General features: G+C 59.9%; 22 protein-coding genes. 14 read left to right on the plus strand and 8 right to left on the minus strand.

Annotated features, from left to right (window positions below; translation table 11 throughout):
• The first annotated feature begins 59 nt into the window (after nt 1-59).
• Complete coding sequence (radC, locus tag AC0ZWN_RS23680) at nt 60-734, plus strand: RadC family protein (protein ID WP_476336763.1); 675 nt, start codon at nt 60-62, stop codon at nt 732-734.
• Between the two features lie 134 nt (nt 735-868).
• Here the strand turns inward: radC and AC0ZWN_RS23685 are convergent, their stop codons facing one another.
• Nucleotides 869-2,455: an ABC transporter substrate-binding protein gene (locus AC0ZWN_RS23685; RefSeq protein ID WP_476336765.1), complete on the minus strand. Its 1,587-nt coding sequence runs from the start codon at nt 2,453-2,455 to the stop codon at nt 869-871.
• A 448-nt stretch (nt 2,456-2,903) separates the two neighbouring features.
• On the opposite strand from AC0ZWN_RS23685, the gene rpmB reads away from it, so the two are divergent.
• Together rpmB and rpmG are read left to right on the plus strand one after the other, a co-directional pair.
• Nucleotides 2,904-3,137 carry a 50S ribosomal protein L28 gene (gene rpmB, locus AC0ZWN_RS23690; protein WP_007920377.1) on the plus strand — a complete coding sequence of 78 codons (234 nt, stop codon included), beginning with the start codon at nt 2,904-2,906 and terminating at the stop codon, nt 3,135-3,137.
• A gap of 11 nt (nt 3,138-3,148) precedes the next feature.
• The gene (gene rpmG, locus AC0ZWN_RS23695; protein WP_007894709.1) at nt 3,149-3,304 is read left to right on the plus strand and encodes a 50S ribosomal protein L33; all 156 of its coding nucleotides are present in this window, start codon (nt 3,149-3,151) and stop codon (nt 3,302-3,304) included.
• A gap of 180 nt (nt 3,305-3,484) precedes the next feature.
• On the opposite strand, the gene AC0ZWN_RS23700 is transcribed toward rpmG, so the two are convergent.
• On the minus strand, nt 3,485-3,847 hold the full coding sequence (locus AC0ZWN_RS23700) for a cupin domain-containing protein (protein ID WP_095049328.1): 363 nt from the start codon (nt 3,845-3,847) through the stop codon (nt 3,485-3,487).
• 238 nt (nt 3,848-4,085) lie between these two features.
• Between AC0ZWN_RS23700 and AC0ZWN_RS23705 the strand changes: the two genes are divergently transcribed.
• Entirely contained in the window at nt 4,086-5,579 is a 1,494-nt protein-coding gene (locus AC0ZWN_RS23705) for an aldehyde dehydrogenase (protein ID WP_016985821.1), read from the plus strand.
• Nucleotides 5,580-5,767: 188 nt separating this feature from the next.
• Nucleotides 5,768-6,913 carry an MFS transporter gene (locus tag AC0ZWN_RS23710; RefSeq protein ID WP_476336768.1) on the plus strand — a complete coding sequence of 382 codons (1,146 nt, stop codon included), beginning with the start codon at nt 5,768-5,770 and terminating at the stop codon, nt 6,911-6,913.
• Between the two features lie 88 nt (nt 6,914-7,001).
• Here the strand turns inward: AC0ZWN_RS23710 and AC0ZWN_RS23715 are convergent, their stop codons facing one another.
• Nucleotides 7,002-8,570: a phospholipase D family protein gene (locus AC0ZWN_RS23715; protein WP_476336770.1), complete on the minus strand. Its 1,569-nt coding sequence runs from the start codon at nt 8,568-8,570 to the stop codon at nt 7,002-7,004.
• A gap of 60 nt (nt 8,571-8,630) precedes the next feature.
• Nucleotides 8,631-10,052, minus strand: coding sequence for an aminotransferase-like domain-containing protein (locus AC0ZWN_RS23720; protein WP_186620155.1), 1,422 nt, complete (start codon nt 10,050-10,052; stop codon nt 8,631-8,633).
• Nucleotides 10,053-10,230: 178 nt separating this feature from the next.
• Between AC0ZWN_RS23720 and AC0ZWN_RS23725 the strand changes: the two genes are divergently transcribed.
• On the plus strand, nt 10,231-10,476 hold the full coding sequence (locus AC0ZWN_RS23725; RefSeq protein ID WP_476336773.1) for a DUF1127 domain-containing protein: 246 nt from the start codon (nt 10,231-10,233) through the stop codon (nt 10,474-10,476).
• A gap of 114 nt (nt 10,477-10,590) precedes the next feature.
• Here AC0ZWN_RS23725 and AC0ZWN_RS23730 read toward each other — a convergent pair whose 3' ends face one another.
• Entirely contained in the window at nt 10,591-11,901 is a 1,311-nt protein-coding gene (locus AC0ZWN_RS23730) for an NAD(P)/FAD-dependent oxidoreductase (RefSeq protein ID WP_476336775.1), read from the minus strand.
• A 147-nt stretch (nt 11,902-12,048) separates the two neighbouring features.
• Between AC0ZWN_RS23730 and AC0ZWN_RS23735 the strand changes: the two genes are divergently transcribed.
• A complete protein-coding gene (locus AC0ZWN_RS23735) occupies nt 12,049-12,402 on the plus strand; it encodes a YkgJ family cysteine cluster protein (protein WP_064389779.1) in 354 nt (117 codons plus the stop codon).
• Nucleotides 12,403-12,513: 111 nt separating this feature from the next.
• Here the strand turns inward: AC0ZWN_RS23735 and AC0ZWN_RS23740 are convergent, their stop codons facing one another.
• Nucleotides 12,514-13,002, minus strand: a complete 489-nt coding sequence (locus tag AC0ZWN_RS23740; RefSeq protein ID WP_003177284.1) for an Lrp/AsnC ligand binding domain-containing protein — start codon at nt 13,000-13,002, stop codon at nt 12,514-12,516.
• 156 nt (nt 13,003-13,158) lie between these two features.
• Here AC0ZWN_RS23740 and dadA point away from each other — a divergent pair, with 156 nt between their 5' ends.
• The 6 genes from dadA (at nt 13,159) to AC0ZWN_RS23770 (ending at nt 19,478) form a co-directional block, all read left to right on the plus strand.
• Nucleotides 13,159-14,463, plus strand: coding sequence for a D-amino acid dehydrogenase (dadA, locus tag AC0ZWN_RS23745; protein WP_095049334.1), 1,305 nt, complete (start codon nt 13,159-13,161; stop codon nt 14,461-14,463).
• Nucleotides 14,435-14,788: a RidA family protein gene (locus AC0ZWN_RS23750; RefSeq protein ID WP_476336778.1), complete on the plus strand. Its 354-nt coding sequence runs from the start codon at nt 14,435-14,437 to the stop codon at nt 14,786-14,788. Before dadA ends, AC0ZWN_RS23750 begins: the two co-directional genes overlap by 29 nt.
• A 94-nt stretch (nt 14,789-14,882) precedes the next feature.
• Nucleotides 14,883-15,956 (plus strand): alanine racemase, encoded by a 1,074-nt coding sequence (alr, locus tag AC0ZWN_RS23755; protein WP_095049335.1) that lies wholly within the window; start codon nt 14,883-14,885, stop codon nt 15,954-15,956.
• An 88-nt stretch (nt 15,957-16,044) separates the two neighbouring features.
• The gene (locus tag AC0ZWN_RS23760; RefSeq protein ID WP_007920393.1) at nt 16,045-16,593 is read left to right on the plus strand and encodes a cupin domain-containing protein; all 549 of its coding nucleotides are present in this window, start codon (nt 16,045-16,047) and stop codon (nt 16,591-16,593) included.
• A 181-nt stretch (nt 16,594-16,774) separates the two neighbouring features.
• A complete protein-coding gene (locus AC0ZWN_RS23765; RefSeq protein WP_095049336.1) occupies nt 16,775-17,191 on the plus strand; it encodes a c-type cytochrome in 417 nt (138 codons plus the stop codon).
• 364 nt (nt 17,192-17,555) lie between these two features.
• Nucleotides 17,556-19,478 carry an acetyl-CoA hydrolase/transferase C-terminal domain-containing protein gene (locus tag AC0ZWN_RS23770; protein ID WP_476336780.1) on the plus strand — a complete coding sequence of 641 codons (1,923 nt, stop codon included), beginning with the start codon at nt 17,556-17,558 and terminating at the stop codon, nt 19,476-19,478.
• A 128-nt stretch (nt 19,479-19,606) separates the two neighbouring features.
• On the opposite strand, the gene AC0ZWN_RS23775 is transcribed toward AC0ZWN_RS23770, so the two are convergent.
• Both AC0ZWN_RS23775 and rep read right to left on the minus strand, forming a co-directional pair.
• Nucleotides 19,607-20,179 carry a xanthine phosphoribosyltransferase gene (locus AC0ZWN_RS23775; RefSeq protein WP_476336782.1) on the minus strand — a complete coding sequence of 191 codons (573 nt, stop codon included), beginning with the start codon at nt 20,177-20,179 and terminating at the stop codon, nt 19,607-19,609.
• Between the two features lie 59 nt (nt 20,180-20,238).
• Nucleotides 20,239-22,248: a DNA helicase Rep gene (gene rep, locus AC0ZWN_RS23780; protein WP_220557163.1), complete on the minus strand. Its 2,010-nt coding sequence runs from the start codon at nt 22,246-22,248 to the stop codon at nt 20,239-20,241.
• Nucleotides 22,249-22,510: 262 nt separating this feature from the next.
• On the opposite strand from rep, the gene AC0ZWN_RS23785 reads away from it, so the two are divergent.
• Complete coding sequence (locus tag AC0ZWN_RS23785) at nt 22,511-24,184, plus strand: putative bifunctional diguanylate cyclase/phosphodiesterase (protein ID WP_093429679.1); 1,674 nt, start codon at nt 22,511-22,513, stop codon at nt 24,182-24,184.
• Nucleotides 24,185-24,198 lie beyond the last annotated feature (14 nt).

The raw sequence follows: 24,198 nt of genomic DNA on the forward strand, positions 1-24,198 counted from the left end.
GGGCTACGATATCACAGCGACCGCTACGGAACAGCGGCGCCCACAGACAGGGAAGTGCTATGAGTATTCGCGATTGGCCTGCGGCGGAACGTCCGCGGGAAAGGTTGTTGGAGCACGGGGCAGCGAGCCTTTCAGACGCTGAGTTATTGGCGATTTTTCTGCGCACCGGATTGCCCGGAATAAGCGCTGTGGACCTGGCGCGCAATCTGTTGACTCAATTCGGTAGCCTGCGTTTGCTGCTTGAGGCCGATCAGGACGAATTCAGCAAACAATTGGGGCTCGGGCCGGCGAAGTTTGCGCAACTGCAAGCTGCTCAGGAAATGAACAGGCGGCATCTGGCTGAGAAATCACGGCAGAAACCAGCCCTGGAAAACCCTCAGGTCGTTCGCGATTATCTGAAATCGATGCTGCGTCACGAACCGCATGAGGTGTTTGGTTGCCTGTTTCTCGACTCCAAACATCAAGTACTGAATTTCGAGATACTGTTTCGCGGCTCAATCGACAACACCAGCGTGCATCCACGCGAGGTTGTGAAGCGATGTCTGGCCAATAACGCCGCTGCGTTGATCCTGTGCCACAACCATCCATCGGGGAACACTGACCCCAGTCAGGCAGATCGGCTGCTGACCAAGCGACTGCAAAAGGCACTGGAGCTGATTGACGTGCGGGTGCTCGATCACTTCATCGTCGGCGATGGTGAGCCGTTGTCGATGGCGGAGTGTGGCTGGATGTAAAGTTCAGGGGAAAAACGCTAACCCCCTGTAGGAGTGAGCCTGCTCGCGATAGCAATTTTCCAGTCACCGAATGGGTTGACTGAAATGACGCCATCGCGAGCAGGCTCACTCCTACACGTTATGTGCAGGGCAGGTTATTTCAGGTTTACCTTCGAATAGTCCTGGCGGCCAAAGGGGCTTACCGAGTAACCCTGCACGTCCTTACGTGTCAGCGCATACGCGGTCGGATGCGCCAGCGGCAGCCACAACGCCTGCTGCTGAATCTGCGCCTGCGCCTGCTCGTACAGCTTGGTGCGTACACCTTGTTCGCTGGTGGTCTTGCCGGCGCTGATCAGCTTGTCCAGATCGGCATTGCAGTAGCGTGCGAAGTTGGTACCCGACTTGACCGCCGCGCAGGAAAACTGCGGCGTGAGGAAGTTGTCCGGGTCGCCGTTATCGCCGGCCCAGCCCATGAACAGCAGATCATGCTCGCCGGCCTTGGCGCGACGAATCAACTCTCCCCACTCGATCACGCGGATTTCCGCCTGAATGCCGATTTCCGCCAGATCTGACTGCAACATCTGTGCGCCCAGGCTCGGGTTCGGATTCAGCAGGCTGCCGGAAGGACGCGTCCAGATGGTGGTCTGGAAACCGTCCTTCAACCCGGCCTTGGCCAGCAATGCCTTGGCTTTGGCGACATCGTGCGGGTAACCCGGCAGGTTCTTCGCGTAACTCCAGGTGTTCGGCGGGTAAGGGCCGCTGGCGGCTTCGGCGGTGTCTTCAAACACAGCCTTGATGTAGTTGGCCTTGTCGAAGGCGAGGTTGATTGCCTGCCGCACTTCCGGCTTGTCCAGCGGCGGATGCTGGCTGTTGATGCCGACGAATGCGGTCATGAACGCGTCAGTCTTTTCGACTTTCAGCGTCGGTTCTTTCAGCGCGGCTTGTACGTCGAGTGGCTTCGGTGACAGGGCGATCTGGCATTCATTGCGCCGCAGTTTTTGCAGGCGCACGTTAGCGTCCGGGGTAATGGCGAAAATCAACGGATCCACCGAAGGCTTACCGCCGAAGTAATCCGGGTTGGCCTTGTAACGAATCGCTGCGTCTTTCTGGAAACGGTTGAACACGAACGGGCCAGTGCCGATCGGCTGGCTGTTGAGCTTGTCGGTCGCGCCGGCTTTCATCAGTTTGTCGGCGTATTCGGCGGAGTAGATCGAGGCGAAGCCCATGCTCAGGGTCGCCAGGAATGTTGAATCCGGATGATCAAGAGTGAAGCGTACGGTCAGCGGATCGAGTGCGTCGATTTTCTTGATCAGTGCTGGCAGTTGCATCGACTGTGCGTGCGGGAAGCCGCTTTGAGCGACCTTGTGCCACGGGTTGGCCGGGTCGAGCATGCGGTCGAAGCTGAATTTGACGTCTTCGGCGGTCAGCTCGCGGCTCGGCTTGAAGTATTCGGTCGTGTGAAACTTCACCTGCGGGTGCAGCTTGAACACGTAAGTCAGGCCATCGGTGCTGACTTCCCAGCTGTCGGCCAGGCTCGGCACGACTTTGCCGCTGGCGGTATCGAAGTCCACCAGACGGTTCATCAGTACGTCCGCCGAGGCGTTGGTGGTGGTCAGCGAGTTGTACTGCACCACGTCGAACCCTTCAGGGCTGGCCTCGGTGCAGACGCTCAGCGCGGCGGCCTGGGCCAGGTGGCTCAGCAGGAGCGGGGCGAGCAACAGGGGTAGGGCAGCGAGGCGCATGGTCGGTTTCCTTTTACAGATCGAAGGCCCATCTGCAAGTGCAGTCTGGAAAAGGCCTACCCTAGAGGTCTGGATTACAAATGACTATCCCCTTTTTGCATTTTCGGGGCACAGTGATGGCGGTTTTTCAGACCGCGGTGCGCGGTAAAAAGTCTGAATCGCCCGTAGGGACGATTTTCTGCGACGAGTGGTAAAAATCGATGCCAGCCTTTATCCAAGGCGTTCGCAGGCTGAAAAAGCGCCTTTTTGTGGATTGTTTGCACACCGAATGTTGTTGCTCCGAAGTCTTTCTGGTATAAAGCAGCGCTCTTTTCTAGGGGCCCGGTTCCTTCACTGTAGGTGTAGCCGGTAAGACCTCTAAAGAAACGCGGCGCCTGGCGCCAAATGACTGAGAGATTAAGCGGCCAACCCATGCCGGGTTGGGCATGTGGTTTTAGAGGGCTGAGGCATGTCGAGAGTATGTCAAGTTACCGGTAAGGGTCCGGTGACTGGGAATAACATTTCCCACGCAAACAACAAAACCCGTCGTCGTTTCCTGCCGAACCTGCAGCATCACCGCTTCTGGGTTGAAGAAGAGAAACGTTTTGTGCGTCTGCGCGTATCTGCCAAAGGCATGCGTATCATCGACAAGCGTGGCATCACTGTCGTGCTCGCCGAACTTCGCCGCGATGGCAAGATTTAAGGGAGCTAATCATGCGTGAATTGATTCGTTTGATCTCGAGCGCCGGTACTGGTCACTTCTACACTACCGACAAGAACAAGCGTACTACCCCGGACAAAATCGAGATCAAGAAATTTGATCCGGTTGTTCGCAAGCACGTGATCTACAAGGAAGGCAAAATCAAGTAATTGATTTTTCCCGACTTACGAAAAAGGCCCGTATCTCACGATACGGGCCTTTTTTGTTGCCTCGGATTTTGTGTTTCCGGTTCTGGCCCTATCGCGAGCAGGCTCATTCCTAAATTGGAATGCGGTCACCTGTAGGAGTGAGCCTGCTCGCGATAGGGCCGGATCAGCCAGCGAAAATCCTCAAGCCTTCTGTTCAAAGATCACATAGATCTTGCGGCAAGCCTCAAGCACTTCCCAAGTGCCCCGAAACCCTGCCGGAATCACAAACCGGTCGCCAACGCGCAACGTCTTGGCATTGCCCTCGCCGTCACGCAGCACCGAGACCCCCTGCAGGATTTCGCAGTACTCATGCTCGGTGTAATTCACCGTCCACTGCCCGATCGCACCTTCCCAAACGCCAACGCCCATCTGCCCACAGGGGCTTTCGTACTGATGGAACACCGCTTGCTCAGGATCTCCCTTCAGCACCTTCGCCGGGTCCGGGCGATAGCGTTCGGCTTCGCTGCTGGTCAGGCTGATGTCGACGACGTTCTGGATGTTCATTGTTGTTATCCCCCGTGAATACGGCGCGATTGGCTGGAAATGGTCAAAGTCTATGTTGATTAAAATCAACACCGCAAGGCCGTATGGCCACCTTATGTCAAATATATTGAAACAACCCCGGCCGCTGGTTTAGGGTGGCGGGTGCCTTGGGCCGAAATGCAGGCTGGCCGGGCAGAATTTTTGAGGACGCTGGCGACGATCGCGCGGCGCTCGTATTGAACAAGAGGAGGACACTTAAATGACCACCCTGACTCGTGCCGACTGGGAACAACGCGCCCGCGACCTGAAAATCGAAGGCCGCGCCTACCTCAATGGCGAATACACCGACGCCGTCTCCGGCGAGACCTTCGAGTGCATCAGCCCGGTCGATGGCCGTCTGCTTGGCAAGATCGCCAGCTGTGATGCCGCCGACGCCCAGCGCGCCGTGGAAAACGCCCGCGCTACTTTCAATTCCGGCGTCTGGTCGCGCCTGGCGCCGACCAAACGCAAAGCCACCATGATTCGTTTTGCCGGCCTGCTTAAGCAGCACGCCGAAGAACTGGCCCTGCTCGAAACCCTCGACATGGGCAAGCCGATCAGCGATTCGCTGTACATCGACGTTCCGGGCGCGGCGCAGGCGCTGAGCTGGAGTGGTGAGGCGATCGACAAGATCTACGACGAAGTGGCGGCCACACCGCACGACCAACTGGGCCTGGTGACCCGCGAGCCGGTAGGCGTGGTCGGTGCCATCGTGCCGTGGAACTTCCCGCTGATGATGGCCTGCTGGAAACTCGGCCCGGCGCTGTCGACCGGTAACTCGGTGATCCTCAAGCCATCGGAAAAATCCCCGCTGACCGCCATCCGTATCGCTGCGCTGGCTGTTGAGGCCGGTATTCCGAAAGGCGTCCTCAACGTGCTGCCGGGCTACGGTCACACCGTCGGCAAGGCGCTGGCCCTGCACAACGATGTCGACACGCTGGTGTTCACCGGTTCGACCAAGATCGCCAAGCAACTGATGATCTACTCCGGCGAATCGAACATGAAACGCGTCTGGCTGGAAGCCGGCGGCAAGAGCCCGAACATCGTCTTTGCCGATGCGCCGGATCTGCAAGCGGCTGCCGAATCCGCTGCCAGCGCCATCGCCTTCAACCAGGGCGAAGTCTGCACCGCCGGTTCGCGTCTGCTGGTCGAGCGTTCGATCAAGGACACATTCCTGCCGATGGTGATCGAGGCGCTGAAAACCTGGAAGCCGGGCAATCCGTTGGATCCGGCGACCAACGTCGGTGCGCTGGTCGACACTCAGCAGATGAACACCGTGCTGTCGTACATCGAATCCGGGCACACCGATGGCGCCAAACTGGTCGCCGGCGGCAAACGCATTTTGCAGGAAACCGGTGGCACCTACGTTGAGCCAACGATTTTCGACGGCGTGAGCAACGCGATGAAGATCGCTCAGGAAGAGATCTTCGGCCCGGTGCTGTCGGTCATCGCTTTCGATACCGCTGAAGAAGCGATCCAGATCGCCAACGACACGCCGTATGGCCTGGCCGCTGCGGTATGGACCCAGGACATCTCCAAGGCGCATTTGACCGCCAAGGCACTGCGCGCAGGCAGTGTCTGGGTCAACCAGTACGACGGCGGCGACATGACCGCACCGTTCGGCGGCTTCAAGCAGTCGGGCAACGGCCGCGACAAGTCGCTGCATGCGTTCGACAAGTACACCGAGTTGAAGGCGACGTGGATCAAGCTGTAAGCCGCTGAGGGGAGCCTGATTCAATCAGGCTCCCAAACCAGACAGAGATCCCCTGTGGGAGCGAGCTTGCTCGCGAATGCGGTGTATCAGTCAGCAGATCTGCTGAATGTGAAACCGTATTCGCGAGCAAGCTCGCTCCCACATTGGTTTTGTGGTGCACATAAAAATAATCCACAGGAGCGTGGAACATGCGGTGGGCGACGTATTTCGCCGTGTTGGCGTCTGTCTTGAGTGTCGGCCTGGCCCTGGGGGTCAGCATGCCGTTGGTGTCGTTGCGCCTCGAAGGTTGGGGCTACGGCTCTTTTGCCATCGGCGTGATGGCGGCGATGCCAGCGATTGGCGTGTTGTTGGGCGCGAAGATTTCCAGTCATCTGGCGGCACGTTTCGGCACGGCGAACCTGATGCGCCTGTGCCTGTGGGCCGGGGCGCTGTCGATCGGTCTGTTGGCGTTGCTGCCGAGCTACCCGATCTGGCTGGTGCTACGGCTGATGATCGGGGTGATCCTGACCATCGTGTTCATCCTCGGCGAGAGCTGGATCAATCAACTGGTGGTCGAGAACTGGCGCGGGCGACTGGTGGCGCTGTATGGCAGCAGCTATGCGTTGAGCCAACTGTCGGGTCCGTTGCTGTTGGGCGCGCTGGGTACCGAGCATGATTACGGTTTCTGGGTCGGTGTCGCTTTGCTGTTGCTGTCGCCATTGCTCTTGCTGGGTCGCAGCGGTGCGCCGAGCAGTGAAGCCAGCAGCGTAACGTTCAAGGAATTGTGGGGCTTCGCCCGTGAGTTGCCGGCGATTGCCTGGGCGGTGTCGTTGTTCGCCGCATTCGAGGCGATGATCCTGACGTTACTGCCGGTGTATTGCCTGCAACAGGGCTTCACTGCCGAGATTGCACTGGCGATGGTCAGCACGGTGGTGGTGGGTGATGCGCTGCTGCAACTGCCGATTGGTGCGCTGGCCGATTATCTGTCGCGGCGTACGCTATTCGCCGGTTGTGCGGTGGTGTTGATGCTGTCGAGTCTGGCGATTCCGCTGTTGCTCGACACGCTACTGATCTGGCCATTGTGGGTATTGTTCGGGGCGAGTGCCGGTGGTTTGTTCACTCTGTCGCTGATTCTGATTGGCGAGCGTTATCGTGACGATGCGCTGGTGCGGGCGAATGCGCACATTGCGCAGTTGTGGGGTGTCGGTTGTCTGGTCGGGCCGCTGGCTGCGGGGGCGGGCAGCCAGTGGATCAGTGGGCATGCGTTGCCGTTGTTGATGGCGATCGGAGCGTTCGGGTTGGTGATATTGCTGTTGCGCCAAGGTGCATTTGGCGCAGTTACTGAGCCTGCCTGACATCAAAAGATAGCAGCCTTCGGCAGCTCCTACAGGAGGAATGCACTTCAACTGTAGGAGCTGCCGAAGGCTGCGATCCTTTGCTTTTTTAAAGCATTCGCTCAAGCCCTACCGTGGTGCTGAACCACGCATTGAACCGCCGCCACCAACTCCCCGGCTCCTTGGTCAGGGTGTGCATCTGGCCGTTGTCCTCAGTGATCCAGACGATCTGGCCATCCTGTAACTTCGCCTCGTAACTCAGCGCCGGCGCCATCCCCTGCAAGGCCAGCTCACGCACATGCTCGGCCAACTCCGGACTGTCGACCAAGACCCCAACCTCGGTGTTCCACAACACCGAACGCGGGTCGAAGTTGAACGAGCCGATAAACGACTTCTGCCGATCAAAGATCATCGCTTTGCTGTGCAAGCTTGAATCAGAGCCGCGAAACGATTTGCTGTAAAACACATGCGGGCCACTGCCGTAGTTATCTCCAGGCTGACGGCGCAGTTCATACAGTTTCACGCCATGCTCCAGCAACGCTTTGCGATACGGCGCATAGCCGCCGTGCACCGCTGGCACATCGGTGGCTTCCAGCGAGTTGGTCAGAAGGCTTACCGTTACGCCGGCATCGGCACGACCGGTCAGGTAAACCAGCCCTGGCTGGCCCGGCACGAAATACGCCGAAATCATGATCAGTTCTTTGCTGACGCCGCGCAGCTCCGGACCCAACTGCGTGGTTAGCAGCAATTGCGGATCCGGCTCACCCTTGGCCAAGACCTTGCTCGGCGCATCCCACAGCGCCTGATTCCATGCCCAGATCAGCTCTTTGCGCCAGATGTCCATGCGCGGTGCGGTCTTGAACGTCATCAACTGCTGGTACAGCGCGTGATTCTGTTTGCGGGTTTCCTCCAGCGATTCTTCCAGGCGTGTGCGGGTGTTCTCCAGGTCCTTGGCGGTCGGTTGGCTGGTAAGGAATTCGTCGATCGGTTTGCTCAGGGCGCTGTTCCAGTACTGGTCGAAACTGTGCCCGAGCTGCTCAGCCACCGGCCCGACACTGAGCATATCGATGTCGGTGAAATTCAGGTTTGGCTCGGCGTCGAAATATTCGTCACCGAGATTGCGCCCGCCGACAATGGCCACACTGTTGTCCGCCAGCCACAGCTTGTTATGCATGCGTCGATGCTGCAGCGACAGGTTGAACAGGCGTCCGGCTGCGCGCGTTACACCGGTGCTGCGGCCCAGATGCAGCGGGTTGAACAGGCGGATCTGGATCTGCGGATGCGCCGCCAGTGTGGCGATGATCTGGTCCAGACCATCGCTGGTGGTGTCGTCGAGCAGAATGCGCACGCGCACGCCGCGATCGGCAGCCTTGAGCAGTTCCTCCACCAGCATTCGCGTGCTGATGCCGTCATGGACGATGTAGTACTGCAGATCAAGGCTGGCCTGGGCGTTGCGGATCAGTTCGGCGCGGGCGGTGAACGCCTCGCTGCTGTTGGACAGCAGGCGAAAACCTGAGCGGCCCTGATAGGGCGCCGCTTGCGCCTGAATCGAACGGCCGAAGCTGGAATCAGCTGCCGGCAACGCCTGACTTGGCTCGCGCGGGACATCGAGACTGGCACAGCCGCTCAGGAACGAGGCGAGTAACAGCAAAGCGAGTAGGGGCTGTCTGAAGCTCACGTAGGATCATTCCGGTTGGCGGCAAGGGTCGGCATATGGACGCGGTTCTCTGGGAAAAGGTCAGTCGGCTTCCGCCAGCAATCTGACAGCGGTCTCGCCGACCTTGCGCACCGCCTCTTCGATCTGCGCTGTCGGTTTGGCAGCGTAGTTCATCCGCAGGCAATTGCGGTACTTGCCTGAGGCGGAAAAGATGCTGCCGACGGCAATCTGTACGCCTTGGTCGTGCAACTCACGATTCAGTTTCAGGGTGTCGAAACCTTCCGGCAACTCGACCCACAACATGAAGCTGCCTTGCGGCCGGCTGGCGCGGGTACCTGCCGGGAAATAGCGGGTCACCCAATCGATCATCAGGTCGCGGCTGCGTTGGTATTGCGTGCGCATGCGCCGCAAATGCGGTTCGAAATGGCCAGCCTTGAGAAATTCGGCAATAGCGATCTGCGGTTGCGGCGCGGTCGAGCCGGTGCTGATGTATTTCATGTGCAGCACCCGCTCAAGGTATCGACCCGGCGCGACCCAGCCAATGCGCAGCCCCGGCGCCAGGGTCTTGGAAAACGAACTGCACAACAGCACACGGCCGTCTTCGTCGAAGGATTTGATCGTGCGAGGGCGCGGGTAGGTGTAGGACAGTTCGCCATACACATCGTCCTCGATGATCGCTACGTCGAAGCGCTGCGCGAGGTTGAGGAGGGCGCGTTTGCGCGACTCCGGCATGATGTAGCCGAGCGGGTTATTGCAGTTGGGCGTGAGCTGGATGACCTTGATCGGCCATTGTTCCAGTGCCAGTTCCAGCGCTTCGAGGCTGATCCCGGTGAGCGGGTCGGTGGGAATTTCCAGGGCTTTCATGCCCAGGCCTTTGAGGGTCTGCATGGCGCCATGAAAGCTTGGCGAGTCCACCGCGACAATGTCGCCCGGTTCGCAGATCGCGTGGATGCTGGTAGACAGCGCTTCGTGGCAACCGGTGGTGATCACCAGATCGCTCGCGCTCAACTGGCAGCCGGAGTCGAGCATCAGTCGAGCGATCTGTTCGCGCAGTTCGAGAGTGCCGTGGATGTTGTCGTAATACAGACCGGGCATGTCCTGACGGCGGCTGATCCGCGCCAGCCCACGCAGCAAAGGCTTCATCGTCGGCGAGCTGATGTCCGGCATGCCACGACCCAGTTGCACGACATCCTTGCGCGGCACCGCGCGAATCAACTCCAGCACTTGATCCCACTGCGAAATCTCCACCGGGCGCTGCGCCGGACGGCCGACGGCAGGCAGCTCCGGCAGTTCGCGGCCGACCGGCACAAAGTAGCCGGACTTGGGTTTCGGCGTGGCCAGGCCGCTGTCTTCGAGCACGCGATAGGCCTGTTGCACCGTGCTCAGACTGACCCCGTGTTCGACGCTCAAGGCGCGCACCGATGGCAGCCGGTCACCTGGGCGATAGAAGCCGTTTTCGATGCGCGTGCCGAGCAATTCGGCGAGGTTTACATAAAGGGTCATGGCGCTGCCTCGGTGCGGTGATTCGATAAACCAGTACAGATCTCGCAAAAATCGACAATTCAGTCAACAAAGCGGCAAATCTGTATGGAGTTAATACAGTGTCTTTGAATCTGTAATGGTTTTGCTCGCCCGCGCATCATGGAATCTCTGGCTACCCAAGTAAACAGGAGCATTGAAAATGAACGGCTTGAGCGATGTGCGGTTGACGTTACACGGTCAGGAACTGGCGGCAGGGCAGAAGGACAGTGCGCGCAATGAGATCATGCGCACTGCGCCGTCCGGCCTGAGTCGCTGGAGTCTGTTGTGGCATCGTCTGCACACGCGCAAGGCGTTGCTGGCACTGACGGCGGATCAGCTCAAGGACATCGGGCTGACGCGTGAGCAGGCGCAGGAGGAGGGGTTGAAGCCGTTCTGGCGGATCTGACAACCACTGATCGCCCCCACGCTCTGCGTGGGAGCGCCGCGCCGGACGCTCCGCGTCCGCTGTGACGCAGAGCGTCACTGGATGCATTCCCACGCAGAGCGTGGGAACGATCACTCAGACCAACTCTTTAAGGCGATGCCACAACATCCCCAACGCCAACAACGGCGAACGCAAATGCTTGCCGCCCGGGAAGGTGATGTGCGGCACCTTGGCAAACAGATCAAAGCCCCCGCTTTGCTGCCCGCTGATCGCTTCGGCCAATAACTTGCCCGCCAGGTGCGTGGCATTCACCCCGTGGCCTGAATAGGCCTGGGCGTAATACACGTTCGGCTGGTCCGCGAGCCGGCCAATTTGCGGCAAGCGGTTCGCGCCGATACCGATCATGCCGCCCCACTGATAGTCGATTTTCACGCCAGCGAGTTGCGGGAACACTTCGAGCATCTTCGGCTGCATGTAGGCGCCGATATCCTTTGGATCGCGTCCCGAATAGTGGCAGGCGCCGCCGAACAGCAAACGACGATCCGCCGAGAGTCGGTAATAATCCAGCGCGACACGTTGATCGCAGACCGCCATGTTTTGCGGCAGCAGGTTGTGCGCCTGCGCTTCGCTTAACGGCTCGGTGGCGATGATGTAGCTGCCGGCGGGCAGGACTTTGCCGCTGAGTTGCGGGTTCAGATCGTTGAGATAGGCATTGCAGCCCAGCACCAACGTCTTCGCGCGCACTGAGCCTTGCGCTGTATGCACCTTCACTTCAGGGCCGTAGTCGATACGGGTTACTGCCGAATGTTCGAACAGCTTCACGCCCAGTTGCTGCGCTGCTGCTGCTTCGCCCAAGGCCAGGTTCAGCGGATGCAGATGCCCGGAGCCCATGTCGATCAAGCCGCCGACATAGCGTTTGGAACCGACCACCGTGTGCATGTCGTGGGCTTGCAGCAAGCGGGTTTCGTAGCGATAGCCAAGGCCACGCAGTTCTTCGGCGTCTTCGGCAAAGCCTTCGAGGTCGGACGGTTTGTTGGCGAGGTCGCAATAGCCCCAGGTCAGGTCGCAGGCAATCTGAAAACGCTCGACGCGCTGGCGAACGATTTCCACTGCTTCCAGGCCCATCAGTTTCATCTCGCGCACGCCGTCGGCACCGATGACGTTGGTGAACTGATCGAGACCATGACCGACCCCGCGAATCAGCTGCCCGCCGTTGCGACCGCTGGCGCCCCAACCGATCTTGTGCGCTTCCAGCAACACCACGCTGAGGCCGCGTTCGGCCAGTTCCAGCGCCGTGTTCAATCCGGAAAAGCCGCCGCCGACCACACAGACGTCGGCCAGCACGTCACCTTGCAACACCGGGTGATCGGGCTGCGGCAGGCTGCTGGCGGCGTAGTAAGAGGCAACGTGGGGTTGGCTCGCGGAGGTGAAAGCGCGGGCAGTCATAGGCGTCATCCAACGGCTAAGTGTCGAGAAAATTTGACGGAGCATAAGCCGCACGCCCGAACGTGGGCAACATTGGTCGGCCTGCGGTGTCTGGATCTCGGCTTTTGCGGCACAATTGCCGCCTATTCCTCCTCGGTCATCGCTGCAATGAGCTGCAACAGCCAGAAAATCCGCACCTTGCGCCAGCAGATACCCTCGTTCGAGTGCGTGCCCGGCTGCCACGATTGCTGCGGCCCGGTGACCACTTCGCCGGAAGAAATGGCCCGCCTGCCACGCAAGACCCGCGCCGAGCAAGATGCGGCGATGGAAGAGCTGAACTGTGTGCACCTGGGGCCGAACGGCTGCACGGTGTATGAAGAGCGGCCGTTGATTTGCCGTTTGTTCGGCACGACCAAGACCTTGCCTTGCCCGAATGAGCGGCGCCCGGTGGAGCTGATTCATCCGAGAGTGGAGAAGCAGATATTCGAGTACATGGCGGCGAATCGGCAGGTGTTGGTTTAACGCGTTCACTCGGAACCAAGTTGACGCCTTCGCGAGCAGGCTCGCTCCCACATTTGGAATGCGTTCCCCCTGTGGGAGCGAGCCTGCTCGCGAGTGGAGCGCCAGCGATCTTCAATCCGGAATAGGTAAGCTCAAGCTCTCCTTCACCTCTTCCATCACGATATAGCTCTTCGACTCGCGCACATGCGGCAGCTTCAGCAGAATGTCGCCGAGCAGCTTGCGGTAAGACGCCATCTCGGAAATCCGCGCCTTCACCAGATAGTCGAAATCCCCCGACACCAGATGACACTCCAGCACGTGCGGCAACTTCAGCACCGCGCGTCGGAACTCCTCGAAAGTGTCGCCGGATTTGTAGTCGAGGCTGATCTCGACGAACACCAGCAAGCTACCCTTCAAATGCTGCGGATTCAGCCGGGCGTTGTAGCCCATGATGATCCCTTCACGCTCCAGACGCCGTACCCGTTCGGTGCAGGGCGTGGTGGAGAGGCCGACCTTTTCCCCAAGTTCGGTAAAGGAAATCCGCCCGTCCGCCTGCAGGATCCGCAAGATATTGCGGTCGATCTTGTCCAGCTCACGTTTGGTCTGAGTGTTGGTACGCATAGGGGATGCGCCTCCGTGAAAAGGGTTTTTGCCGAGAATTGTCGCCAAATATAGGCGCTTATATAGTGAAAAGCACTGGCATTTCTTTTTTACACTGCGCCCATCATTGCTCTAACAACAGACGTACGCGGCCCTGCCGCGATGAGGGATACAAAAATGCGCGTAATGGTCTTGGGTAGCGGAGTCATCGGTACCGCCAGTGCTTACTATCTGGCCCGTGCCGGGTTTGAAGTGGTGGTGGTCGACCGGCAGCCAGCCGCGGCCATGGAGACCAGTTTCGCCAACGCCGGCCAGGTCTCGCCGGGCTACGCCTCGCCGTGGGCCGCGCCGGGCGTGCCGCTGAAGGCGATCAAGTGGCTGCTGCAACGCCACGCCCCTCTCGCGATAAAAGCCACCGCCGACATCGACCAGTACCTGTGGATGGCGCAGATGCTGCGCAACTGCACCGCCAGCCGTTACGCGGTGAACAAGGAGCGCATGGTGCGTCTGTCCGAGTACAGCCGCGACTGCCTCGATGAATTGCGCGCCGAAACCGGCATCGCCTACGAAGGCCGCAGCCTCGGCACGACTCAGCTGTTCCGCACCCAGGCACAACTGGATAACGCCGCCAAAGACATCGCCGTGCTGAAAGAATCCGGCGTGCCGTTTGAAGTACTCGACCGCGCCGGCATTGCCCGCGTAGAGCCGGCCCTGGCGGGTGTCACTGACATCCTCGCCGGTGCCCTGCGCCTGCCGAATGACCAGACCGGCGACTGCCAGATCTTCACCACGCGCCTCGCCGAGATGGCCGTGAAACTCGGTGTCGAATTCCGCTTTGGCCAGGATATCCAGAAACTCGACTACGCCGGTGATCGCATCAACGGTGTGTGGATCGACGGCAAGCTGGAAACCGCTGACCGCTACGTACTGGCGCTCGGCAGTTACTCGCCGCAACTGCTCAAGCCGCTGGGCATCAAGGCGCCGGTGTATCCGCTCAAGGGTTACTCGCTGACCGTGCCGATCACCAACCCGGCGATGGCCCCGACTTCGACTATTCTCGACGAGACCTACAAGGTCGCGATCACCCGTTTCGATAACCGTATCCGTGTGGGCGGCATGGCCGAGATCGCCGGTTTTGACCTGTCGCTGAACCCGCGTCGCCGTGAAACCCTGGAGATGATCGTCAACGACCTTTATCCTCAGGGCGGCAATCTGGCCGAGGCGAGCTTCTGGACCGGCCTGCGTCCGACCACCCCGGACGGCACGCCGATCGTTGGCGCCACGCCGTTCAAGAACCTGTTCCTCAACACCGGTCACGGCACGCTCGGTTGGACCATGGCGTGCGGCTCCGGTCGTTTGCTGGCCGATCTGATGGCGAAGAAAAAGCCGCAGATCAGCGCCGAAGGCCTCGATATTTCCCGTTACGGCAACAAGACCCAGGAGTCCGCAAAACATGGCAATCCAGCGCCAGCTCACCAATGAGCGCATGAGTCAGATCGTCAGCCACAACGGCACCGTGTATCTGGCCGGGCAGGTCGGCGACGACTTCGACGCCGGGATTGAACAGCAGACTCGCGAGGTACTGGCCAATATCGAGCGCTTGCTCGATCTGGCTGGCACCGACAAACAGCATCTGCTCTCGGCGACGATCTACCTGAGCGACATCGAGGCGCACTTCGCCGGGATGAACTCGGTGTGGGACCAGTGGCTGCCAAAAGGTGCTGCCCCGGCCCGTGCCACCGTCGAAGCGAAGATGGCCAAGCCGAGCATTCTGGTGGAAATTTCCATCGTCGCCGCGCTGCCGTAACCGTTGTAAAGATCCCTCTCCCGGCGCTGTTGGCGGTTCACGTCGTCAGTCGGCGCCGGTTTTTCTTCCCATGACCGCCTAGAAGTCTGCCGCCATGCGTCCTGCCCGTGCCCTGATCGACCTAGAAGCCCTGCGCCACAACTACCGAATTGCCCGCGAAGTCACTGGTGCCAAGGCGCTTGCGGTGATCAAGGCGGACGCCTACGGCCATGGTGCGGTGCGTTGCGCCCAGGCACTGGAAGCCGAGGCCGACGGTTTTGCCGTCGCCTGCATCGAAGAAGCGCTGGAGTTGCGCGCGGCCGGCATCAAGGCCCCGGTGTTGTTGCTCGAAGGCATCTTCGAAGCCGATGAGCTGGCGCTGGTTGTCGAGCATGATTTCTGGACCGTGGTGCATTCGCTGTGGCAGCTCGAAGCGATCGAGCAGGCGACACTGAGCAAGCCGATCACCGTGTGGCTGAAGCTTGATTCGGGCATGCACCGCGTTGGTCTGCATCCCAAGGATTACCCGGCAGCCTACCAACGGCTGCTGGCCAGCGGCAAAGTGGCGAAGATCGTGTTGATGAGCCACTTTGCCCGTGCCGATGAGCTGCACGCGCAGAGCAGCACCGAGCAAGTCGCGGTGTTTGAAGCGGCGCGTCAGGGCCTGGCGGCGGAAGTCAGCTTGCGCAACTCGCCAGCAGTGCTTGGCTGGCCGCAGATTCACAGCGACTGGGTACGTCCGGGCATCATGCTCTACGGCGCGACCCCGTTCGAGGAGGCCAACGCCGTGGCTGATCGCCTGCAACCGGTGATGACCCTGGAGTCGAAAGTCATCTGCGTCCGTGAACTGCCCGCTGGCGAGCCGATCGGCTACGGCGCCAAATTCATCACCGACAAACCGATGCGCATCGGCGTGGTCGCCATGGGTTACGCCGACGGCTACCCGCGTCAGGCGCCGACCGGAACGCCGGTACTGGTGGCGGGTAAACGCAGCCGGATTCTCGGTCGCGTGTCGATGGACATGCTCTGCATCGACCTCACCGATGTGCCTGAAGCTGGCCTCGGTTCGAGCGTTGAGCTGTGGGGCAAAAACATCCTCGCCAGCGAAGTGGCGCAGTGGGCCGACACCATTCCGTACCAGATCTTTTGCAATCTGCGCCGAGTGCCAAGGCTCTATTCCGAGGGTTGACACCGCTGCGGGGGCCAAGTGTTGTAAATACTGAACGCTGTCGCCATGATAACGCTCAATATTCTTACAACATCAGGAGGCTCCCGCCTTGGACGTCGGTGAACGACTGCAATCGATCCGCAAGCTCAAAGGGCTTTCCCAGCGTGAACTCGCCAAACGCGCGGGCGTCACCAACAGCACCATTTCGATGATCGAAAAGAACAGCGTCAGCCCTTCGATCAGTTCGCTGAGGAAGGTACTGGGCGGGATTCCCATGTCCATGGTCGAGTTCTTTTCCGAAGAAATCCTGCAGGAAGTCCCGACCCAGATCGTCTACAAGGCCAACGAGCTGATCGACATTTCCGACGGCGCCGTGACCATGAAACTGGTCGGCCGCGCGCACCCCAGCCGCGCCATCGCCTTCCTCAACGAAATCTACCCACCGGGTGCCGACACCGGCGAAGAAATGCTCACCCATGAAGGCGAAGAAACCGGGATTCTGGTGGAAGGTCGTCTGGAACTGGTGGTGGGTCTGGAAACTTTTATTCTCGAAGCCGGCGACAGCTACTACTTTGAAAGTACCAAGCCGCACCGTTTTCGTAATCCGTTTGACGCGCCTGCGCGACTAATCAGCGCAGCCACGCCGGCGAATTTTTAACAAAGAGGTGCCAAGCCATGATGGCAAAGGCATCCGGACCGTTTATCTACCGTGCGGTATAACCCCTTCGACTATGGGGTTGTTTCAGTGTGGCGGGCTACCCGCTATACTTCCGCCCGCCTGCGAACCGTGGCCGCAGGCGTGAATAGCCACCATTGAGGGTGAACGCGTGAACCTAATTATGAAAATGCTGGCCGCACCAGCAACCGTACTGGCCCTCTGGGCTGTCAGCGCTCAAGCTGCGACGAATGACGACATTGCCAAACGCCTGGAGCCGGTTGGCCAGGTGTGTGTACAAGGTCAGGAATGCAAGGGGATGGAAGTTGCCGCTTCCGCAGGCGGCGGTGGCGGGGCGAAAACCCCGGATGAGGTGATTGCCAAGCATTGCAATGCTTGCCACGGTACCGGGTTGTTGGGCGCGCCGAAGATCGGTGACACCGCAGCGTGGAAAGAGCGTGCTGATCATCAGGGTGGCCTCGACGGCATCCTGGCCAAGGCCATTACCGGCATCAATGCCATGCCGCCGAAAGGCACCTGCGCCGATTGCTCGGATGATGAGTTGAAGGGCGCGATCCAGAAGATGTCTGGCCTGAAGTAAGGCGCACTTCTGACGAAAAAAACCGTCTTCGGACGGTTTTTTTGTGGGCGCGATTCAAGAACCCCTCACCCCAGCCCTCTCCCGGAGGGAGAGGGGGCAGACCGAGTTGTCTTTCGTCCGACATCGACCTGAAACATCAAGTCGATTATGGATTCGGCAAAGCAGGTTCACGTCGGCGTACCTCTCCAATATCCCCCAATCAGTCCCCTCTCCCTCCGGGAGAGGGCTAGGGTGAGGGCAAACAATCTCCAGTCATAAAAAACTCCCGTGGCCGACAATCGTCCAGGAATTTGGGCTGTCCTTTGCAGCAAACTCAAGGCAAGCTCGGTCTACCCCTATTCACGGAACGGGCAGGAGGCTTCAGATGGTGCAGTTGTGTTCGATCGAACAGGCGGTGGACGACGTGCTGGCGCGGTTGCCGGCGCATATCCACATGGGCATGCCGCTGGGGTTGGGCAAGCCCAATCACTTCGTCAACGCGCTGTACCGGCGGATCAAAGGCCTGCCCGAGCGGCAACTGACGATCTACACTGCCCTGTGCCTTGGCCGTCCGAATCTGGGCGATGGTTTGCAAAAACGCTTCATCGAACCCTTCGTCGAACGCGTCTTCGGTGACTATCCGGAATTCGATTTCCTCGCCGACCTGCACCGCGACAGCCTGCCCGCCAACATCCGCATCGAACAGTTCTTCATGCAGCCCGGCAGCCTGCTCAACAGCGCGCCGGCCCAGCAGGATTACGTCAGCAGCAATTACAGCCACGCCGCCCGCGACATCAACGCCGCCGGGCTCAATCTGGTGGCGCAATTACTGGCCAGCAGCAGCGAGCATCCCGATCGACTGAGCCTGAGTTGCAATCCCGACATTACCCTCGACCTGTTGCCGATGATCGCCAAGCGCCGCCACGCCGGGGAGACCATTTTGCTGGTCGGTCAGGTGCACACCGATCTGCCGTACATGCCCGGTGATGCCGAAGTCGATATCGACACCTTCGACCTGCTGATCGACGCGAAGGACAGCAGCACGCTGTTTTCCACGCCGAACATGCCGGTGGGCTTTCAGGATCATTTCATTGGCTTGCACGCCAGCACGCTGGTGCGCGACGGCGGTACATTGCAGATCGGCATCGGCTCGATGGGCGATGCCCTGACCGCCGCTCTGCTCGCCCGTCAGGCAGATAACGCCGGATACACAGCGTTACTCAATGACATCAACCTCAGCCAGTGGGCGCAATTGATCGAACGCGAGGGCGGCACGGGGCCGTTCGCCAAAGGCCTGTACGGTTGCAGCGAAATGTTCGTCAACGGCCTGCTGGTGCTGGCGGATGCCGGGATCATCCGCCGCAAGGTCTACCCCGATGTGCCAACGCAGGAACAGGCCAACGCCGGCACCCTCGACGAGGCGGCGCAGACTGACGGCATCTCGGTGCACGGCGGTTTCTTCCTTGGCCCGCGCAGTTTCTACGAGCGCCTGCGTGAGTTACCGCAGAGCAAACGCATCGAATTCAACATGACCCGCATCAGTTACATCAACGAGTTGTATGGGCAGGAAGAGCTCAAGCGCTTGCAGCGTCTTGACGCGCGATTCATCAACACCGTGTTCACTATGACTTTGCTCGGTGCCGGTGTGGCGGATCAACTGGAGGATGGACGGGTACTCAGCGGTGTCGGCGGGCAGTACAACTTCGTCGCGCAGGGCCACGCGCTGCACGATGCCCGATCGATTCTGATCCTGCGTAGCTGGCGCGAATCCGGTGGTGACGTCAGTTCCAACATCGTCTGGGAATACGGCCATTGCACGATCCCACGGCATCTGCGCGACATCGTCGTGACCGAGTACGGCATCGCTGATCTGCGCGGCAAAGCCGACGCAGTAGTGATCGAGTCGCTGCTGAACATTAGTGACTCGCGCTTCCAGCAGGGGCTGATCGAGCAAGCGCAAAAGGTCGGCAAGCTGCCAAAGGATTTCCGCCTCGACCCACGCTTTGCCGATAACACACCGCAGCGTCTGCAGGCGATCGCCGCACGGCATCCGAACCTGTTTCCGGAGTATCCGCTGGGCTGTGATTTCACTGCGATCGAACGGGATTTGCTGCGGGCGCTGAACTGGCTGAAGAGCAAATTCAAACTCACCGAAATCCTCGATCTCGGCAAAGCAGCCCTCGATGCGCCCGAGGCATCGCTATACCCCGAACACCTCGAACGCATGCAGCTGACAAACCCGGAAGGCCTGAAAGAAGACCTCTTCCAACGCCTGCTGCTCACCGGCCTCAAAGCCACCACCCAATAACTGCCTGACCCAAAACAACTGTAGGAGTGAGCCTGCTCGCGATAGCGGTGTTTCAACCGACGAATATATCGACTGACACTACGCTATCGCGAGCAGGCTCACTCCTACAGGGGGGCTGCGGTGTGGCTTTATTCGATGAAAGTGACCACGCCATCCTTCAGCGATTTCACCCGAGCCAGCGATTCAACGCGGTAGCCCTGCGAATCCAGCTCGGCACGGCCGCCCTGGAACGACTTCTCGATGACGATGCCCAGACCGGCAACGGTCGCGCCGGCCTGCTTGATGATCGAGATCAGCGCTTGCGACGCCTTACCGTTGGCCAGGAAGTCGTCGATGATCAGCACGCGGTCGCTGCTGGTCAGGTGGCGCGGAGAGATCGCCACGGTGCTTTCGGTCTTTTTGGTGAAGGAGTAAACGGTCGCCGACAGCAGGTTTTCGGTCAGGGTCAGGGACTGTTGCTTGCGGGCGAAGATCACCGGCACGCCGAGGTTCAGACCGGTCATGATCGCCGGGGCTATCCCTGAGGCTTCGATGGTGACGATCTTGGTGATGCCCGAGTCCCTGAACAGCGAGGCGAATTCGTCGCCGATCAGCTTCATCAGGGCCGGGTCGATCTGGTGGTTCAGGAAGGCGTCGACCTTCAGGACCTGGTCGGAAAGCACAATGCCTTGTTCGCGGATTTTCTGGTGCAATGCTTCCATGAAGCTGTCCTCTTTTGGCGCTTTGTGCGCCGAAGGTCTAGTAAAAAAAGTGGTCAATTCTAGCGCTTTAACATCGCGCGTATATCAGCCAATGCGCTATTGCCACGCACGACTTTGACTTCGGTCGGTGTGTCGTCGTTGCCTTCCCAGGCCAGATCGTCCGGCGGTAGCTCATCGAGGAAGCGGCTCGGCGCGCAGTCGATGATCTCGCCGTACTGCTTGCGCTTGGCGGCGAAAGTGAACGCCAAGGTCTGGCGCGCGCGGGTGATGCCCACGTAGGCCAGTCGGCGTTCTTCTTCGATGGTGTCGGCTTCGATGCTGGAGCGGTGCGGGAGGATTTCCTCTTCCATGCCCATGATGAACACGTAGGGGAATTCCAGACCCTTGGACGCATGCAGCGTCATCATCTGCACGCCTTCGGCGCCATCCTCCTCTTCCTGCTGACGTTCGAGCATGTCGCGCAGGACCAGTTTGCCGATGGCGTCCTCGACGGTCATTTCGCCTTCTTCGTCCTTTTCAAGGGTGTTTTTCAACGCCTCGATCAGGAACCAGACGTTGCTCATCCGGTAATCGGCCGCCTTGTCGCTGGAGCTGTTGGTGCGCAGCCAGTTCTCATAGTCGATGTCCATGACCATGCTGCGCAGCGCCGAGATCGGATCCTCGCCGGCGCACTGCTCACGGACCTTGTCCATGAAGCGTTTGAAGCGCGACAGGCGATCGGTGAAGCGGCTGTCCAGATGTTCGCCCAGACCGATTTCGTCGGTGGCGGCGTACATCGAAATTTTGCGTTCGGTGGCGTAGTTGCCGAGTTTTTCCAGGGTGGTCGAGCCGATTTCGCGGCGTGGCACGTTGATCACGCGCAGGAAGGCGTTGTCGTCATCCGGGTTCACGATCAGGCGGAAGTAGGCCATCAGGTCTTTCACTTCCTGGCGGCCGAAGAAGCTGTTGCCGCCGCTCAGGCGGTACGGCACCTGGTGGTGCTGCAGCTTCAGTTCGATCAGCTTGGCCTGGTAGTTGCCGCGATAAAGGATGGCGAAATCGCTGTACGGACGGTCGGTGCGCAAGTGCAGGCTGAGGATTTCCATGGCCACGCGCTCGGCTTCGGCGTCCTCGTTGCGGCAGCGGATCACGCGGATCTCGTCGCCGTGGCCCATCTCGCTCCACAGCTGCTTTTCGAATTCGTGCGGGTTGTTCGAGATCAGCACGTTGGCGCAGCGCAGGATGCGGCTGGTGGAGCGGTAGTTCTGCTCGAGCATCACCACTTTCAGGGACGGATAGTCGTCCTTGAGCAGCATCAGGTTTTCCGGCCGCGCGCCGCGCCAGGCGTAGATCGACTGGTCGTCGTCGCCTACCACGGTGAACTGGTTGCGCTTGCCGATGAGCATTTTTACCAGCAGGTATTGGCTGGCGTTGGTGTCCTGGTATTCGTCGACCAGCAGGTAACGCACCTTGTTCTGCCACTTTTCGAGGATGTCGGCATGTTCTTCGAAGAGTTTTACCGGCAGCAGGATCAGGTCGTCGAAGTCCACCGCGTTGAACGCTTTCAGCGTCCGCTGGTAGTGGGTGTAGACGATGGCGGCGGTCTGTTCCTTGGGATTGCGCGCGTTCTCCAGCGCCTGAGGCGGCAGGATCAGGTCGTTTTTCCAGGCGCCGATCATGTTCTTGATCTCGTCGACGCCGTCGTCGCCCGCGTACTCTTTCTGCATGATGTCGGTCATCAGGGCTTTGACGTCGGTCTCGTCAAAGATCGAGAAACCGGGTTTGTAGCCCAGCCGCACGTGTTCCTTGCGGATGATGTTCAGACCGAGGTTGTGGAACGTGCAGACGGTCAGGCCGCGACCTTCGCCGGCGCGCAGCAGTGTGCCGACCCGCTCTTTCATCTCGCGCGCGGCCTTGTTGGTAAAGGTCATGGCGACGATGTACTGGGCACGGATGCCGCAGTTCTGGATCAGGTGCGCGATCTTGCGCGTGATCACGCTGGTCTTGCCGGAGCCAGCACCGGCGAGCACCAATAGAGGGCCGCCGACGTAGTTCACGGCTTCTTGCTGCCGGGGATTGAGTCGGGACATACGAAAATTCGGGAGTCATTGACGAAATGGGCCGGCATTTTAACAGGCTCAGCGATTTGTGCTGCTCTCTCCGACTTGTGACGTACCGCGCGATTCAAATTTGCCGGTTTTGTTACTTTCGCGGAGGATGCGCGGTGATTTTGCGGCTAATGTTCTCATTCGTGACACAAAATAACGTTTTGATAACCGTTGTCATTTGGTCATTGAACGGCGCAACGGCATAATGCCCCGCCCACATCATTGCAGAGTCTAGGGAGCTAGCTTGTCTACGCCTGTCGAACCCTTGCGTTTGCTGCTACTGGCCGAAGAGCCAGCGTGGACAGCGTTATTGCGTGAGTGTCTGGCTCCAATGGGGAGCGCGGCGGTGCTGATCAGCGCGCCGAGCTGGGATTCGGTCAGCAGTTTGTTCGAAGACAACCGCCATGCGGTGTTGTTGACCCTTCCGGCATTGCAACCGGCACCGGGCCGGTGCAGCCTGCCGACGGTCTTGCTGCTGGAACATGAACCGGACACCGCGCCGGTTGGCGTCAGTGACTGGCTGGTGTTCGACGCCCTCGACGCCGGCATGCTGCGCCGCTGCCTGCGCCATGTGCGCGAACGCGGCGTTCTCGAAAACACCCTGCAACGCCTCGCCGAGCAGGATCCGCTGACCGGCATCGCCAACCGTCAGGGTTTCCAGACCTTGCTTGCTGCGCGCCTCGCGGAAAACGACGGTCGCGGCCTGGCCCTCGGGCATCTCGATCTCGACAACTTCCGCCACGCCAACGATGCGCTTGGCCATCAGGCGGGCGATCGCTTGATCCTGCAAGTGGTCGCACGGCTGAAAAGTCAGCTCGAAGCCGGTGATCAACTGGCGCGGCTGGGCAGCGATGAGTTTGCCCTGCTGATCGACACCCGCCGTGCACCGCAGCGCGCCGAGTGGATGGCCGAACGCATCACCGAAGCGCTCGCCGAACCGTATTGGGTCGATGGCGAAAGCCTGCTGATCGGCTCCAGTCTCGGCATCGCCCACGCCCGTGCGCAGGGCGGCGCCGATCCGCTGATGTGGCACGCCCACATCGCCATGCAGCAGGCCAAGAGCACCCAGGGCTGCACCTTCCATATCTTCAACGAACGCATCAACCGCAATGCGCGGAGCATGGCCGACCTCGAAAGCGAGTTGCGCCGAGCGTTGCGTCGCGATGAGCTGGAATTGCATTACCAGCCACGCCTGAATCTTGAGGATGGCCAGATTGTCGGCCTCGAAGCGTTGGTGCGCTGGCGTCATGGCGAGCGCGGTTTGCTGCCGCCGAGTGAATTTGTCCCTTTGGCCGAGCAGAGCGGTTTGATCGTGCCGCTGGGTTACTGGGTGATTTCCCGGGCCTTGCGTGACATGCAGGCGTTGCGCGAGCGCGGGCTGCCGGCGCTGCACATGGCGATCAACCTGTCATTCCGCCAGTTTCAAGACAGTCAGTTGTTGCCGACGCTGAGCCGGTTGATTGCCGAGCGTGGCGTTGAGGCGCAGTGGCTGGAATTCGAACTGACTGAAACCGCCGTGATGCGCCGTAGCGATCTGGTCAAGCAGACCATGGACGCTCTCGGCCGTCTCGGTGTGCGCTTCTCGCTGGATGACTTTGGCACCGGGTTCTCGTCGTTCGTGCACCTCAACAGCCTGCCGATCACCTTGCTGAAGATCGACAAAAGCTTTGTCGGCGGCATGGAGCAGCGCGAAGAGAACCGCAAACTGGTGCACGCGATGATCAATCTCGCGCACAACCTGCATCTGGAAGTGGTGGCGGAGGGGGTGGAAACCCCTGAACAGCTAGAACTGTTGCGCGGGTTTGGCTGCGATCAGGTGCAGGGTTATCTGATCAGCCGGCCGTTGCCGTTGGCGGAGTTGGTTGAGTATCTAACCTTCGGCTCAAGCCAACAGTCAGCCCTCGAAATCGTGAGCTGAACGCATAACCCTGT

This window comes from Pseudomonas sp. 3B-A001-10F (assembly GCF_056313565.1).